The sequence below is a fragment of the Streptomyces sp. HSS9-12 genome, from assembly GCF_054963655.1.
On the sequence record NZ_JBUEGC010000061.1, the window covers coordinates 21655 to 35756 of the forward strand.

A 14102-nucleotide genomic window follows, 5' to 3' on the forward strand; every position below is an offset into this window, starting at 1 on the left:
CCACCTCGTTCTCGGGCTGGTTGACCTGGCCGGACGACCATCTGCCCATCGGCGGCCGGCAAGTGCGACGAGCGGTCAGGAGCGTACTTCGAGGAGCGGGACAAGCTGCTCGACGGCCGTCATCGACCCGTGCAGCCCGACCATCGCCGACTCCTTCGGCTCGGTCTCGGAGGCGACGATCGCAACGTTGTCGCACGCCGCGGCGACCACATCGCCGATGCGCCCGTACACGCGCTCATCGATCCGCGGCCCGAACCAGCCCGCCTCGACCGCCTCGTCGCGGGTGGCCACCCACATCCGGTCGCCGAGCACCTCGCGCCATACGGCGGCCACATCACCGGCGGCCCCCGGAACGGCGTAGATGTGCCGAGCACGCGCCTCCCCGCCCAGCAGCGCGACCCCGGCCCGCAGTTCCCAGTCCTCGTCGAAGTCGATCCGGGACTCCGGATCGAAGGGGATGTCGATCATGCCGTGATCGGCGGTGATGTAGAGGACGGCGCGCGGCGGCAGTTGCTCGGCCAGCCGCTCGGCCAGCCGGTCCACGTACATCAGCTGGCCGCGCCACGCGTCCGAATCCACCCCGAAGCGGTGCCCCTTGCCGTCGACCTCGCTGTAGTACGTGTAGACGAGCGAGCGGTCCGCGGCGGCGAGTTGCCGGGCGGAGAGGTCCATCCGGTCCTCGCCGGAGAGCCGCCCGTGGAAGGTGCCGCCGCTCAGCGCGATCTTGGTGAGCGGCGTGTACTCGAAGTCCGGCGCGGAGACCTGGCAGGTGTGGACGCCGGCGGCGTCGGCGAGCTGGAAGACGGTCGGGTACGGCTGCCAGGCGTGCGGGTCGGTCCACGGCTTCCAGCGCAGCTGGTTCATCAGCGCGCCGGTGGCCGGGTCCATCACGGTGTAGCCGGGCAGACCGTGCGCGCCGGGCGGCCGGCCGGTGCCCACCGACGCCAGCGAAGTGGCCGTCGTGGACGGAAAACCCGCGGTTATGGGCATACCGGCGCCGCCGCGCGAGCTGCCGAGCAGGCTGGTGAGGAACGGCGCCTCGTCGGGATGGGCCAGCAGCTGCTCCCAGCCCAGGCCGTCGACGAGGAAGACACAGACCCGGTCGGCGGGTTCGAGGGCGAGGCCGGCCGGCAGACCGGGGACGCCGAGGCCCGCGGCGGCAGTCGGCAGCAGGTCGGCGAGCGAGCCGGTGCCGTACTCGGGGACCGGCGCGGTGCGTGGGTCGAGCGGTACCGGGTCCTGCCAGGCGGATCCGGCGGTGGCGGTCTCGGCCATCAGCGGCCGGTCGTGGAGGCGACGGTCGCCTCGGACAGCGCCTGCGCGAAGGCGAGGGTCTGCCGGACGGAGTCGGGGCCGTCGCCCGCCTCGCTCACCCGGAGGCTGAGGTCGTCCGCGGTCGAGGAGCCGGTGTAGCCGTGGTCCGCCTCGCAGTTGGGGTCGCCGCAGGCGGCGGGCTCAAGGTCGATGCGGCTTACGGCGCCCCAGCCGATGGTGAGGACGACCTCGCGGGGCAGCGTGCCGGGGGTGTACGACTCGGGGTTGGCGACGACGCGGCTGACGACGACCGAGGAGACCCGCTCCAGCTTGACGGACTCGGTGGAGGTGGTGGCGTACGGCGACGGGGAGGAGCCGTCGGCAGCCTGCTCGTCCGTGTGGCTGACGATGAAGCGGGTGGGGGTGAGGACGAGGACGGTGACGTGCCGGCGGACCTCGTTGGCGTCGAAGGTGGTCTCCTGGTGGACGAGGTACGACGCGATCCGCTCGCCGCCCACGGCGGCCTCAACCGCCTCGGCCACGAGAGCCGGGTAGTAGCCGCTGCGCTCGATCGCCGCGCGCAGCCCCTGGGTCGTCGTACCGGTCTTCGCCATGGGGCCATCCTACGGGGCGTGGGCGGCCCCGAACCGCCACCGTCTCGGGCCGACGGCAGGCAAGCCCCGCACCTGCGGCGGGCTCAGTAGGCCGGGAGACGGCGCGGGCCGAGGTCGTTGCGGGGAGGCGGCGGCGCCAGCCGTACCGTGGCGCCCAGCACACTCAGCCCCTGCGGGGCCACCACGACCGGCTCAAGGTCGACCGCGACCACTTCGGGATGGTCGTCGACCAGCCGGGACACCCGCAGCAGCAGCTCCTTCAGGGCCGCGGTGTCCACGGGCTGGGACCCGCGCCAGCCGAACAGGAGCGGCGCGGTCCGGATCGACCGGATCAGCTCGGCGGCGTCCCGGTCCGTGACGGGGACCAGCCGGTGCGCGGTGTCGCCGAGCAGCTCGGAGGGCGCACCGGCCAGGCCGAAGGAGAGCACGGCGCCGGCTGCCGGGTCGATGGCGGCGCGTACGACCGTGTCCACACCGCGCGGCACCATCGCCTGGACCACGAGCCGCAGCTCCTCCGGCTTGCCCAGCGCGTCGGTCAGCTCCTGGTAGGCGCGGCGCAGTTCCCCCTCGGTGGAGAGTTCGAGCCGTACGCCGCCCAGGTCGGCGCGGTGGCGCAGATGCGGAGCGGTGGTCTTCAGTGCCACGGGGTAGCCGAGGCGGGCCGCGGCCGCCGCGGCGGCGTCCGGGTCGGGGGCGGGGAGCCGGGCGCGTACGCCGATCCCGTAGCGGGCCAGCAGCCGCTCGGCATCGGCGTCCGCGAGCGGGGTGCTGCGCGGGACCCGGCTGCCGTTACCCGGCCGTCCCATGATCTCCGGGTCGTCGTCAGCGGCTGCGGCCAGCAGCCGGCTGATGTCGGCCCCGGCCGCGGCCTCCTCGATGTCGTCGTACTCGGGCACCCGGCCGGGCTCGGCGGCCTGCCGCCGCCACTGGGCGTACCGCACGGCCTCGGCGAGCGCCCGTACGGCGCGCTCGGCGGCCGGGTAGGCGGGGATGCCTGGGACCGGCGGGGCCTGGCCCTGGGCGGTGCCACCGGTTCCGGCCCAGGGGGCGCCAAGGGCCGCGGCAAGGCCCTCGATCTCCAGATGGACGACGGCCACGGGCTTACGGGCTCCGCTCGCGGCGACCGCATCGCGCAGCGCGGCGGCGAGGGCCGGTCCGAACCCCGCCTCGGCGGCCTCGGTGTCGCTGACCCACGGGATGGCGTTGACGACGACCGCGTCGCACAGGTCGTCGGCCAGGGCGGCGGCCAGCGCCTCGCGGAAGTCCTCTGGGCCGGCGGCCGTGGTCAGGTCCCGGGGCGGCAGCGGACGCAGGCGTTCGGTGAGGCAGGCGTCGTACGTGAGCAGGCCCAGGGAGTCGGAGTTGCCGAGGATCGCCACCCGCGGCCCGCGCGGGAGCGGCTGCCCGGCGAGCAGCAGCCCGGCGTCGACGAGTTCGGTGACGGTGTCGACGCGGATCACCCCGGCCTGCCGGAAGAGGGCGGAGACGGTGGCGTCGGGGATGCGGGTGGTGGGCACGGCGTGCCCACTGGGCGTACTGCCGGTGTGCCGCGCCCCCTTGACGACCACGACCGGCTTCCGGGCGGCGGTACGCCGGGCGAGCCGGGTGAACTTCCGCGGGTTGCCGATGGATTCGAGGTACATCAGCACCACGTCGGTGTCCGGGTCGTCGTCCCAGAACTGCAGGAGGTCGTTGCCGGAGACATCGGCTCGGTTGCCGGCGGAGACGAAGGTGGAGACCCCGATGTGGCCTTCGGCGCGCCGGTACAGGGCGGACAGCAGCGCGATGCCGATCGCGCCGGACTGGGTGAACAGCCCGAGCCTGCCGGGGGCCGGCAGCTCGGGCGAGAGGGAGGCGTTGAGCCTGACGGCGGGCGCGGTGTTGAGGATGCCGAGGGCGTTCGGCCCGATGATCCGCATGCCGTACGAGCGTGCCTGGCGCACGAGTTCGCGCTGCCGCTCGCGGCCGACCGGGCCGCTTTCGGCGTAGCCGGAGGAAATGACGACCAGGCCCTGCGCGCCGTGCTCACTGCAGTCGGCGACGACCGCGGGCACCTGCTCGGCGGGAACGGCCACGACCGCGAGGTCGACGGGCTCGGCGATGTCGTGGACGGAGCGGCAGGCCGGGACTCCTTCCGGCTCGAGGGTCGTCATCCCGGGCGGGAAGGCGCGGTTGACCGCGTAGACGTGGCCGGTGAAGCCCCCGTCGAGCAGGCCGCGGAGCACGGTGCGGCCCATGCCGCCGGGCCGCCGGCCCGTACCGATGACGGCGACGGAGCCGGGGGCGAGCAGCCGCTGTACGGAGCGGGCCTCGGCGCGCTGCTCGCGGGCGCGCTGGACGGCGACGGACTGCTCTGTTGGCTCGAGGTCGAACTCCAGGCGGACGACTCCGTCTTCGAAGCTGCGCTTCTGGGTGTAGCCGGCGTCCGTGAACACCTTGATCATCTTGGTGTTGGCAGGCAGCACCTCGGCGGCGAAGCGGCGGATGCCGCGCTCGCGGGCGACGGCGGCGATGTGTTCCAGGAGGGCGGAGGCGACGCCGCGGCCCTGGTGGGCGTCCTGGACGAGGAAGGCGACCTCGGCCTCGTCGGCGGGGGATGAGGCGGCCAGGCCCTGGGCGTCGATGCGGTCGTAGCGGACGGTGGCGATGAACTCGCCGCCCACGGTTGCGGCCAGGCCCACGCGGTCGACGTAGTCGTGGTGGGTGAAGCGGTGGACGTCGCGGTCGGAGAGCCGGGGGTAGGGCGCGAAGAAACGGTAATACTTGGACTCGTCCGACACCTGTTCATAGAAGCTCAGCAGGCGCTGCGCATCGTCGGGCGTGATGGGACGGATCTGCGCGGTACCGCCGTCGCGCAGCACGACGTCGGCCTCCCAGTGGGTCGGGTAGGCGTGCTCCGACGGCGTCTGCATGGGGACAAGCGTACGGGCGCGAAGGCGGCCCGAGGACCCTTCTGACGACCATGAGAGACTGACCGCGATTGGTCTAGACAATACGGTGGAGCACCCGTCACGACGACAACCCGACCGGAAGGGCAACACCATGGTTGAGCGCCGCGTCACCGTCGGCTGGGCCGAGGGTCTGCACGCCCGTCCCGCATCGATCTTCGTCCGCGCCGCGTCCGCCTCGGGCATCCCCGTGACGATCGCCAAGGCCGACGGCACCCCGGTCAACGCCGCCTCCATGCTCGCGGTGCTGGGGCTGGGCGCCCAGGGCGGCGAGGAGATCATTCTGGCCTCGGAGGCCGAGGGCGCCGAGGCGGCCCTCGACCGCCTGGCGAAGCTCGTCGAGGAAGGGCTCGAGGAGCTCCCGGAAACGGTCTGACCGGGGCGCGGTTTTCTCCGAATACACGTGGCGGAGCCGCGGCGGTCTTTTTGTCCGCCACGGCTCCGCTATTTGTTTGCGATACCGGCCGGAAGTCCGGGCAAGAATTCCCGAGGGTTGTATACAGCAATTCTGTTAATGCCGGGAGCTCGCTGTGTTTACGGCCTGTTTCCAACTTCTCACATGCGGCGGACGGCGCAGCCGGTAGGCCGCCAGCGAGCGCTCGGTGTGGGCCGCCATCAGCCCACGGGCGCGCTCGGCGTCGCCACGGGCGACGGCCTCGACTATCGCCCCGTGCTCCTCCCAGGCCTGGGCCGCCCGGTGCACAGGGGTGGGAGGCGCGTCTGCCCCGAGAGGTGGCGACGGGAGACGGGCGGGGTCCACGGCGTACATCCAGGTGATCTTCCGGCGGACCTGGGTGAGCAGCGACGCCAGGCTGGGGCTGCCGGAAGCCTGGCCCAAGGTCTCGTGGAACCAGGCGCCCAGTGACCGAAGGTCCGTCAACTGGCCGCGGCCGGCGCGCTCCCGGCCCAGCCGGACCAGGCCGCGCAACACCTTCAGGTGCGCTTCCGTACGGCGCTGGGCGGCGCGCGCGGCGCCCAGCGGCTCGATGAGGGCGCGGATGTCGAGAAGGTCGGCGGCCTCCTGCTCCGAGGGCTCCGCGACGCAGGCGCCCGCGTGCCGGCGGGTCGCCACAAAGCCCTCGGACTCCAGCGTGCGCAGGGCTTCACGCACCGGGACGCGGGAGACGCCGTAGCGACGGGCCAGGACCTCCTCGGTCAGGCGGCTGCCCGGGGGATGCACCCCGGAGACGATGTCGTCGCGGATCGCCTGGCACACCGCGTGCGCGGGAATGCGGCCCTTGGCCACTGCATCGCCGTTCACTGCCGCCCCCGCATAGCCGGACCTCCGCTTTAATCGCCGCGAAACGCATTCGATCGACGCCGGTTCCCGAACTCTATGGCATGACGCGGTGATTTCCGACGCGAGGCCCTCGGAAATGGATATTTTTTGGCCAGCGGTCCGGAACGCGGCCATTCAGGAATGCGGATGGGCCGGAATACGGCCGGGTCATCAGAGGCTGAGGCCGCGCGAGCGGAGGCAGGCGACCGGGTAACTGATCGGGGCTTTTGTAGCGCACGCCACACAGACAACACCCCGTTCACCCGCGCCTGTACGGCGCGGGTGAACGGGGAAGAGGCACTGGTCACGGCGGGTTCCGCTGGGCTGCGGCGGTCAGCCGGCGACCACCTTCACCTCGCCGATGCCGAGCTCCTTGACGGCCTCAGCGATCACCGAGGCATCGCCGACGAGGATGGTCACCAGGCGGTCGACCGGGAACGCGCTGACCGCCGCCGCGGTCGCCTCCACGGTGCCGGTGTCCGCGAGGCGCGCGTACAGCTGCGCCTGGAAGTCGTCCGCCAGGTACTGCTCGACCTGGTCGGCGAGCGTTCCGGCGACGGCCGCCGCCGTCTCGAACTTCAGCGGTGCCACGCCGACGAGGTTCTGCACGGCGACGTCCCGCTCGGCGTCGGTGAGCCCCTCCTCCGCGAGGGTGCGCAGCACCGTCCAGGTGTCCGCCAGCGCGGGAGCGGTGGACGCGGTGTCCACCGAGCCGCTGATCGCCAGCAGCGACGCGCCCGTGCCGTCCGGCGCGGACCGCAGCACCTGGCTGAACGCCCGGACGCCGTAGGTGTAGCCCTTCTCCTCGCGCAGCACCCGGTCCAGCCGGGAGGTGAGCGTGCCGCCCAGGCAGTAGACGCCGAGCACCTGCGCGGGCCATACGCGGTCGTGCCGGTCCGGGCCGATCCGGCCGATGAGCAGCTGGGTCTGTACGGCGCCCGGCCGGTCGACGATCACCACACGGCCGGTGTCGTCCGCCGTGACGGGCGGTACGGGCCGCGGCTTGGCCGGGCCGCCGGTCCATGCGCCGAGGGTGTCGGCGAGCACGGTGTCGAGATCCACGCCGGTCAGATCGCCGACCACCACGGCGGTCGCGGTGGCGGGGCGTACGTGGGCCTCGTAGAAGGCCCGTACGGCCGCCGCGTCGATGCGCTCGACGGTCTCCTCAGTGCCCTGCCGGGGACGGGACATCCGGGAATCGGCCGGGAAGAGCTCCTTGGAGAGCTCCTTGGCGGCCCGGCGGGCGGGGTTGGCCTGCTCGTGCGGGATCTCGTCCAGCCGGTTGCGGACCAGCCGCTCGATCTCGCTCTCGGGGAAGGCCGGAGCGCGCAGTGCGTCGGCGAGCAGGCCGAGCGCCTTGGGCAGCCGGGAGGCGGGGACCTCCAGGGAGACCCGGACGCCGGGGTGGTCGGCGTGGGCGTCGAGGGTGGCGCCGCAGCGCTCCAGCTCGGCGGCGAAGTCTTCGGCGGTGTGCTTGTCGGTGCCCTCCGACAGGCCGCGCGCCATGATCGTGGCGACGCCGTCCAGGCCCTGGGGCTCGGCGTCCAGCGGTGCGTCGAGGTTCACCTCGACGGCGACGACCTGCTGGCCCGGGCGGTGGCAGTGCAGCACCGTCAGACCGTTGGGAAGAGTGCCGCGGTCGGGGGCGGGAAAGGCCCACGGCTTGGCGATGCCGCCCTGCGGCTGGGGGTGGAGACTCATGGTGGGGGTGGCGTCGCTCACTGGGCCGCCTCCTCTTCGTGGTCGGCAGCTTGGCCGGAGGTGTCTGCGGAGTCGGCTGTGTCGGCCGGAGGCACGGTCGGCTCGTAGACGAGCACCGCCCGGTTGTCCGGGCGCAGCCGCGCGGCGGCCACGGCCTGCACCTCCTCCGCGGTGATGTCCAGTACCCGCTGTACGGCGGTCAGCGCCAGCTGCGGGTCGCCGAACAGCACCGCGTACCGGCACAGCTGGTCGGCGCGGCCGCCGACCGTGGCGAGCTGGTCCAGCCATTCGCGCTCCAGCTGCGCCTGGGCGCGCTCCATCTCCTCCGGCGTCGGCCCCTCCGCGGCGAAGCGGGCCAGCTCCTCATCGACCGCGGCCTCGATGTCCGGCACCTCGACGCCGGCGGAGGTCTTCACATCCAGCCAGCCGAGCGAGGGCGCACCGGCCAGGCGCAGCAGGCCGAACCCGGCGGCGACGGCCGTACGGTCGCGGCGCACCAGACGGTTGTGGAGCCGGGAGGACTCGCCGCCGCCGAGGATCGTCAGGGCGAGGTCCGCGGCGTCGGCCTCGCGGGTGCCGTCGTGCGGAAGGCGGTAGGCGGCCATCAGGGCGCGCGCCGGGACCTCCTCCTCGACGACCTCGCGCAGCTGCTCGCCGATGATGTCCGGGAGCGAGCCGTCGCGCGGCGTCGGCTTGCTGTCGTGGGCCGGAATGGTGCCGAAGTACTTCTCGATCCAGGCCAGGGTCTGCTCGGGGTCGATGTCGCCGACGACCGCCAGCACGGCGTTGTTGGGGGCGTAGTACGTGCGGAAGAAGTTGCGGGCGTCCTCGAGGGAGGCGGCGTCCAGGTCGGCCATGGAGCCGATCGGGGTGTGGTGGTACGGGTGGCCCTCGGGGTAGGCCATGGCGACCAGCTTCTCGAAGGCCGTACCGTAGGGGACGTTGTCATAGCGCTGGCGGCGCTCGTTCTTCACCACGTCCCGCTGGTTCTCCATACTCTCCTCGTCGAGCGCGGAGAGCAGGGTGCCCATGCGGTCGGCCTCGAGCCAGAGGGCGAGCTCCAGCTGGTGCGCCGGCATGGTCTCGAAGTAGTTGGTCCGCTCGAAGCTGGTGGTGCCGTTCAGGGAGCCACCAGCGCCCTGGACCAGCTCGAAGTGGCCGTTGCCCGTCACCTGGGCTGAGCCCTGGAACATCAGGTGCTCGAAGAGGTGAGCCAGGCCGGTCCGGCCCTTGACCTCGTGGCGCGAGCCGACGTCGTACCAGAGGCAGACCGCGGCGACCGGGGTCAGATGGTCCTCGGAGAGCACCACGCGCAGGCCGTTGGCCAGGCGGTGCTCGGTCGCTTTCAGGCCGCCGGAACCGGCCCGCTGCGTGGCCGTGTGACCCATGGGCATGTACGTCCCTTCGATCGCGGATGGAGAAGTGCTGCCACTGTATGCAAGCTCACTGACACCTGGCGAAGTTCCCGTACGGTGCCGGGTGAGGTTTGACCTCGGCCCGTGGACCGCACTGTCCGCGCTGGGGTCCACAATGGTCCGCATCAGTCCGGCCTGCTGTCGCCGTCCTCGGCGCAGGAGGTGCCCAGAAACCCGATCAGGCAGTTAGTTCTAAGGAGCAGCAGCCGCGATGGCCCGCCGCAGTACGAAGACCCCGCCTCCGGAGGAGTTCGAGGAGCGGATCCTGGACGTCGACGTCGTCGATGAGATGCAGGGATCCTTCCTCGAGTACGCCTACTCGGTCATCTACTCGCGCGCGCTGCCCGACGCCCGCGACGGCCTCAAGCCGGTGCACCGCCGCATCGTCTACCAGATGAACGAGATGGGCCTGCGCCCCGAGCGCGGCTATGTGAAGTGCGCGCGCGTGGTCGGCGAGGTGATGGGAAAGCTGCACCCGCACGGCGACGCGTCGATCTACGATGCGCTGGTCCGCATGGCCCAGCCGTTCTCGATGCGGGTGCCGCTGGTCGACGGGCACGGCAACTTCGGCTCGCTCGGCAACGACGACCCGCCGGCGGCGATGCGGTACACCGAGTGCCGGATGGCCGCGGCGACGTCCCTGATGACGGAGTCGATCGACGAGGACACCGTCGACTTCGTGCCGAACTACGACGGGCAGGAGCGGGAGCCGGTCGCGCTGCCGGCCGCGTACCCGAATCTGCTGGTCAACGGCGCTTCCGGGATCGCCGTGGGCATGGCGACGAACATGCCGCCGCACAACCTGGGCGAGGTGATCGCCGCCGCCCGGCACCTGATCAAGCACCCGGGGGCGGATCTCGAGACCCTGATGCGCTACATCCCGGGCCCGGACCTGCCGACGGGCGGCCGGATCGTGGGCCTGAGCGGGATCCGGGACGCGTACGAGACCGGGCGCGGCACCTTCAAGATCCGCGCGACGGCGAACGTGGAGAACGTCACCGCCCGCCGCAAGGGGATCGTCGTCACCGAACTGCCCTTCACGGTCGGCCCCGAGAAGGTCATCTCCAAGATCAAGGACCTGGTCAACGCGAAGAAGCTCCAGGGCATCGCGGATGTCAAGGACCTGACCGACCGTGCGCACGGCCTGCGGCTGGTCATCGAGGTCAAGAACGGCTTCCACCCGGAGGCCGTGCTGGAGCAGCTCTACAAGCTGACGCCGATGGAGGAGTCCTTCGGCATCAACAACGTCGCGCTGGTGGACGGCCAGCCGCTGACGCTGGGGCTCAAGGAGCTGCTCGAGGTCTATCTGGACCACCGCTTCAACGTCGTCCGGCGGCGCAGCGAGTTCCGGCGCGGCAAGAAGCGCGACCGGCTGCACCTGGTCGAGGGCCTGCTGACCGCGCTCGTCGACATCGACGAGGTCATCAGAATCATCCGGTCGAGTGAGAACTCGGCGGAGGCGAAGCAGCGGCTGATGGAGCGCTTCTCGCTGACCGATGTGCAGACCCAGTACATCCTCGACACCCCGCTGCGCCGGCTGACCAAGTTCGACCGGCTGGAGCTGGAGGGCGAGCGCGATCAACTCGGCGAGGAGATCGAGAAGCTGACCCGGGTCCTGGAGTCCGACGCGGAGCTGCGCAAGCTGGTGTCCGGCGAGCTGGCCGCCGTGGCGAAGAAGTTCGGCACGGACCGTCGTACGGTGCTGCTGGAGTCGGGCGGCGCGGTCGAGCCGACGGTGCCGCTGCAGGTCGCCGACGACCCCTGCCGGGTGCTGCTGTCCTCGACCGGGCTGCTGGCCCGTACGGCGAACGGCGAGCCGTTCCCTGAGGAGGGCACGGCCAAGCGGGTCAAGCACGATGTGATCGTCTCGGCGGTGCCGGCTACGGCGCGGGCCGAGGTGGGCGCGGTGACCTCCACCGGGCGGCTGTTGCGGCTGTCCGTGATCGACCTGCCGATGCTGCCGGAGACGGCCACCTCCCCCAACCTCGCGGGCGGCGCGCCGATTTCGGAGTTCCTGTCGCTGCGGCCGGACGAGACCGTGGTGTGCCTGACCACGCTGGACGAGTCCTCGCCGGGCCTGGCGCTCGGCACCGAGCAGGGCGTGGTCAAGCGGGTGGTGCCCGACTACCCGGCCACCAAGGACGAGTTGGAGGTCATCAGCCTCAAGGAGGGCGACCGGATCGTCGGCGCTGTCGAGCTGCGTACGGGCGAGGAGGACCTGGTCTTCATCACCGACGACGCACAGCTGCTGCGCTACCCGGCCTCGCAGGTGCGGCCGCAGGGCCGTCCCGCCGGCGGTATGGCCGGTATCAAGCTGGGCTCCGGCACGAAGGTGATCTCCTTCGGTGCGGTGGACCCGGCCGCTGACGCCGTGGTGTTCACGGTCGCGGGCTCGCGGGGCACCCTGGGGGGAGGCACCGCGCAGGGCACGGCCAAGCTGACGCCGTTCGACCAGTACCCCCGCAAGGGGCGCGCGACCGGTGGGGTGCGCTGCCAGCGCTTCCTCAAGGGCGAGGACTGCCTGGTGATGGCCTGGGCGGGTGCGGCTCCGGCCCGGGCCGCCACCGCGAGCGGTTCCCCCGCGGACCTGCCCGATCTCGACCCGCGCCGTGATGGCTCCGGCACCCCGCTCGGCGGGGAGATCACGGTGGTCGCCGGGCCGGTGTGAGCCGCGCGACCGGCCTGTCAGGACTGCACGTACCGCAGGACGCCCCACATGCTGTGGCTGGGGGTGTCCTGCGGTCCGCTCTCGCGGCAGGCCTCGAGTTCCTTGCGCAGGGCCTCGGCGTCGATTCCGGCGCCGATCATGACGAGTTGTGTGCTGCGCCGTTCGCCCCGTGCCCACGCCGACCGGTAGAAGCGCAAGAAGTCGCCCACCGCGTGCACGGTGAACTTCTGCCGGTGGCCGGTCACTGCGAAGTGCACAAAGCCCTTGATCCGGTAGAGCCCTTGCGGCCTGGTGTCCAGGAAGTCCATGAGCCTGCGCGGGTTCATGGGGTCGTCCGAGGCGAACTCCACGCTGTGGTAGGCGGCGTGGAAGTGGTGCTCGTGCTCGTCCTCGTCGTGCGGGCCGGAGCACACGTCGTCGAACGAGAGCTGCCGTACCGCCTCCTCCCGGCCCTCCCGCGGCCGGCAGTCGAAGAGCAGATCCGGGTCGACGCGCCCGTGGGAGGCCGAGACGACGGGCGTACCGGCGGCGAGTTCCCCGAGCGTCTCGGCCAGCCGCAGCCGTTCGTCCTCCGCGATCCGGTCGGCCTTGTTCAGCACCACCAGGTCGGCGAGGCGGACATGGCGGTCGATCTCGGGATGCCGCCCACGCGTGGTGGTGAACTCGGCGGCGTCGACGACCTCGACCAGCCCGCCATAGACGATGCGCTGGTTGCTGCTGGCCAGGATCATCCGGATCAGCGTCTCCGGCTCGGCCAGCCCACTGGCCTCGATGACGATCACGTCGATGCGTGCCGATGGGCGGGCGAGCCGGTCCAGGTACTCGTCCAGCTCGCTGGGATCGACGGCGCAGCACATGCAGCCGTTCCCCAGGGAGACCATGGAGTCGACCTGCCCGGCCACCGTCATCGCGTCGATCTCGATGCTGCCGAAGTCGTTCACGATCGCGCCGATCCGCGTCCCTCGGCTCGCCCCGAGCAGATGGTTGAGCAGGGTGGTCTTGCCAGATCCCAGAAACCCCGCGATGACGATCACTGGAATCTGCTTCTTGACCAAGATCTCGCTTCTCCATCGGGCGGGCTGAGGCGGGCCGCGGATGCGCGGGTGCGGGGCTGCGGGAGGGGCTGCCGATCCTAGTGCCGCGTCAGCCAGGGCGGCGAGCGGGGCAAACCCTGGCTGACGCGGCACTAGTCAGAGCCGTCATCCGGCATCGAGTTAGGCTCACCTCTGTGAGTACGTGCGCGACCGCCTCGAGGGAGCTGGCCGAACCTCTCGCCGGCACCTCGGCCACCGCCCGGACCTGGCTGCTGATCGAACAGCCCGGCCCCTGGGGCGCCAAGGCACTCACCGCCAGCCACTTCGACCCGGCCCTCGGCCGTGCCCTGGAGCAGGCGGCCGACGGCACGGGCGTACGGGTCGCCCTCATCCGGCGCCCCGGGCGGCACGCGGACCGCCACAGCCCCGCCGCCCGCCGCTGCTACCTCGCCCACACACTCCCCGGCCGGTCCTGGATACGGACCACGCAGCTCACCGACCCCACGCAGCTGCTCTCCCTGGATTTCGCCGCCCTCGGCGCCGGCCGGCACGACGGGCGGTGGGAGCCGTACGAGGGCGAGCCGATCGCGCTGGTGTGCACCAACGGCAAGCGGGACCGCTGCTGCGCGCTGCTCGGCCGGCCGCTCGCGGCGGCGCTGGCGGCAGACGGCCCCGGCGGCGTGTGGGAGGTCACGCACATCGGCGGCCACCGCTTCGCCCCCACGCTGCTGGTGCTTCCGTACGGCTACGCATACGGCCGGGCCACCGCGCATGCGGCGAAGGAGGCCCTGGAGGCGGCGCGCGACGGCCGGATCGTCATCGAGGGTGCCCGGGGCCGCTCTGCCTGGGACCGGCCCGGCCAGGCGGCCGACCTCGCCGTCCGTGCCCTGTCGGGCGAGGAGCGGGCCGACGCCCTGAGCGTCGTACGCTCTGACGCCGCGGCCCCGGAGGCCACGTGGACCGTGACCGTCGCGCACGAGGACGGCCGCACCTGGCAGGTTGACATCGCACAGACGGCCTCTGAGCCGCCGCGTCCCGAGAGCTGCGGAGCCGCGCTGGGTTCCCCGGCCCGTATGGCCGTTCTCGCGATCCGCGAAGTGGGCGCCGGCCCGCGCTGACCGGCGCCCCGCGGATGAGCCTGCGGTACGGAGAGACCGCCCGCAGGCCACCGGTCGGGCTCCTCCGGCTC

The 14102-nt window shown here is 72.1% G+C and carries 10 protein-coding genes; 3 read left to right on the top strand and 7 right to left on the bottom strand.

Annotated elements, in window-relative coordinates; genetic code table 11:
• Positions 1-75: 75 nt before the first annotated feature.
• The 3 genes from ACY34J_RS25535 to ACY34J_RS25545 form a co-directional block, all read right to left on the bottom strand.
• Positions 76-1275 (bottom strand): alkaline phosphatase family protein, encoded by a 1200-nt coding sequence (locus ACY34J_RS25535; RefSeq protein WP_462728966.1) that lies wholly within the window; start codon positions 1273-1275, stop codon positions 76-78.
• The gene (locus ACY34J_RS25540) at positions 1275-1868 is read right to left on the bottom strand and encodes a DUF5998 family protein (protein ID WP_462728967.1); all 594 of its coding nucleotides are present in this window, start codon (positions 1866-1868) and stop codon (positions 1275-1277) included. Before ACY34J_RS25540 ends, ACY34J_RS25535 begins: the two co-directional genes overlap by 1 nt.
• A gap of 83 nt (positions 1869-1951) precedes the next feature.
• Positions 1952-4780 carry a bifunctional acetate--CoA ligase family protein/GNAT family N-acetyltransferase gene (locus tag ACY34J_RS25545; protein WP_462728968.1) on the bottom strand — a complete coding sequence of 943 codons (2829 nt, stop codon included), beginning with the start codon at positions 4778-4780 and terminating at the stop codon, positions 1952-1954.
• A gap of 130 nt (positions 4781-4910) precedes the next feature.
• Here ACY34J_RS25545 and ACY34J_RS25550 point away from each other — a divergent pair, with 130 nt between their 5' ends.
• Positions 4911-5192 (top strand): HPr family phosphocarrier protein, encoded by a 282-nt coding sequence (locus tag ACY34J_RS25550; protein ID WP_462728969.1) that lies wholly within the window; start codon positions 4911-4913, stop codon positions 5190-5192.
• Between the two features lie 135 nt (positions 5193-5327).
• On the opposite strand, the gene ACY34J_RS25555 is transcribed toward ACY34J_RS25550, so the two are convergent.
• The 3 genes from ACY34J_RS25555 to ACY34J_RS25565 form a co-directional block, all read right to left on the bottom strand.
• Positions 5328-6077 carry a GntR family transcriptional regulator gene (locus ACY34J_RS25555; protein WP_462728970.1) on the bottom strand — a complete coding sequence of 250 codons (750 nt, stop codon included), beginning with the start codon at positions 6075-6077 and terminating at the stop codon, positions 5328-5330.
• 351 nt (positions 6078-6428) lie between these two features.
• A complete protein-coding gene (locus tag ACY34J_RS25560; RefSeq protein ID WP_462728975.1) occupies positions 6429-7796 on the bottom strand; it encodes a M16 family metallopeptidase in 1368 nt (455 codons plus the stop codon).
• 17 nt (positions 7797-7813) lie between these two features.
• Complete coding sequence (locus ACY34J_RS25565; RefSeq protein WP_462728971.1) at positions 7814-9190, bottom strand: M16 family metallopeptidase; 1377 nt, start codon at positions 9188-9190, stop codon at positions 7814-7816.
• Positions 9191-9422: 232 nt separating this feature from the next.
• Between ACY34J_RS25565 and ACY34J_RS25570 the strand changes: the two genes are divergently transcribed.
• Positions 9423-11879 carry a DNA gyrase/topoisomerase IV subunit A gene (locus tag ACY34J_RS25570; RefSeq protein ID WP_462728972.1) on the top strand — a complete coding sequence of 819 codons (2457 nt, stop codon included), beginning with the start codon at positions 9423-9425 and terminating at the stop codon, positions 11877-11879.
• Between the two features lie 17 nt (positions 11880-11896).
• On the opposite strand, the gene ACY34J_RS25575 is transcribed toward ACY34J_RS25570, so the two are convergent.
• The gene (locus ACY34J_RS25575; RefSeq protein WP_462728976.1) at positions 11897-12934 is read right to left on the bottom strand and encodes a CobW family GTP-binding protein; all 1038 of its coding nucleotides are present in this window, start codon (positions 12932-12934) and stop codon (positions 11897-11899) included.
• A gap of 173 nt (positions 12935-13107) precedes the next feature.
• Here ACY34J_RS25575 and ACY34J_RS25580 point away from each other — a divergent pair, with 173 nt between their 5' ends.
• Positions 13108-14031, top strand: coding sequence for a sucrase ferredoxin (locus tag ACY34J_RS25580; protein WP_462761976.1), 924 nt, complete (start codon positions 13108-13110; stop codon positions 14029-14031).
• Positions 14032-14102: the final 71 nt, after the last annotated feature.

Bases quoted from the DNA above. Each gene is read 5' to 3' on its own strand.
- ACY34J_RS25535 (WP_462728966.1), bottom strand. From the start codon at position 1,275: ATGGCCGAGACCGCCACCGCCGGATCCGCCTGGCAGGACCCGGTACCG.
- ACY34J_RS25540 (WP_462728967.1), bottom strand. From the start codon at position 1,868: ATGGCGAAGACCGGTACGACGACCCAGGGGCTGCGCGCGGCGATCGAG.
- ACY34J_RS25545 (WP_462728968.1), bottom strand. From the start codon at position 4,780: ATGCAGACGCCGTCGGAGCACGCCTACCCGACCCACTGGGAGGCCGAC.
- ACY34J_RS25550 (WP_462728969.1), top strand. From the start codon at position 4,911: ATGGTTGAGCGCCGCGTCACCGTCGGCTGGGCCGAGGGTCTGCACGCC.
- ACY34J_RS25560 (WP_462728975.1), bottom strand. From the start codon at position 7,796: ATGAGTCTCCACCCCCAGCCGCAGGGCGGCATCGCCAAGCCGTGGGCC.
- ACY34J_RS25565 (WP_462728971.1), bottom strand. From the start codon at position 9,190: ATGCCCATGGGTCACACGGCCACGCAGCGGGCCGGTTCCGGCGGCCTG.
- ACY34J_RS25570 (WP_462728972.1), top strand. From the start codon at position 9,423: ATGGCCCGCCGCAGTACGAAGACCCCGCCTCCGGAGGAGTTCGAGGAG.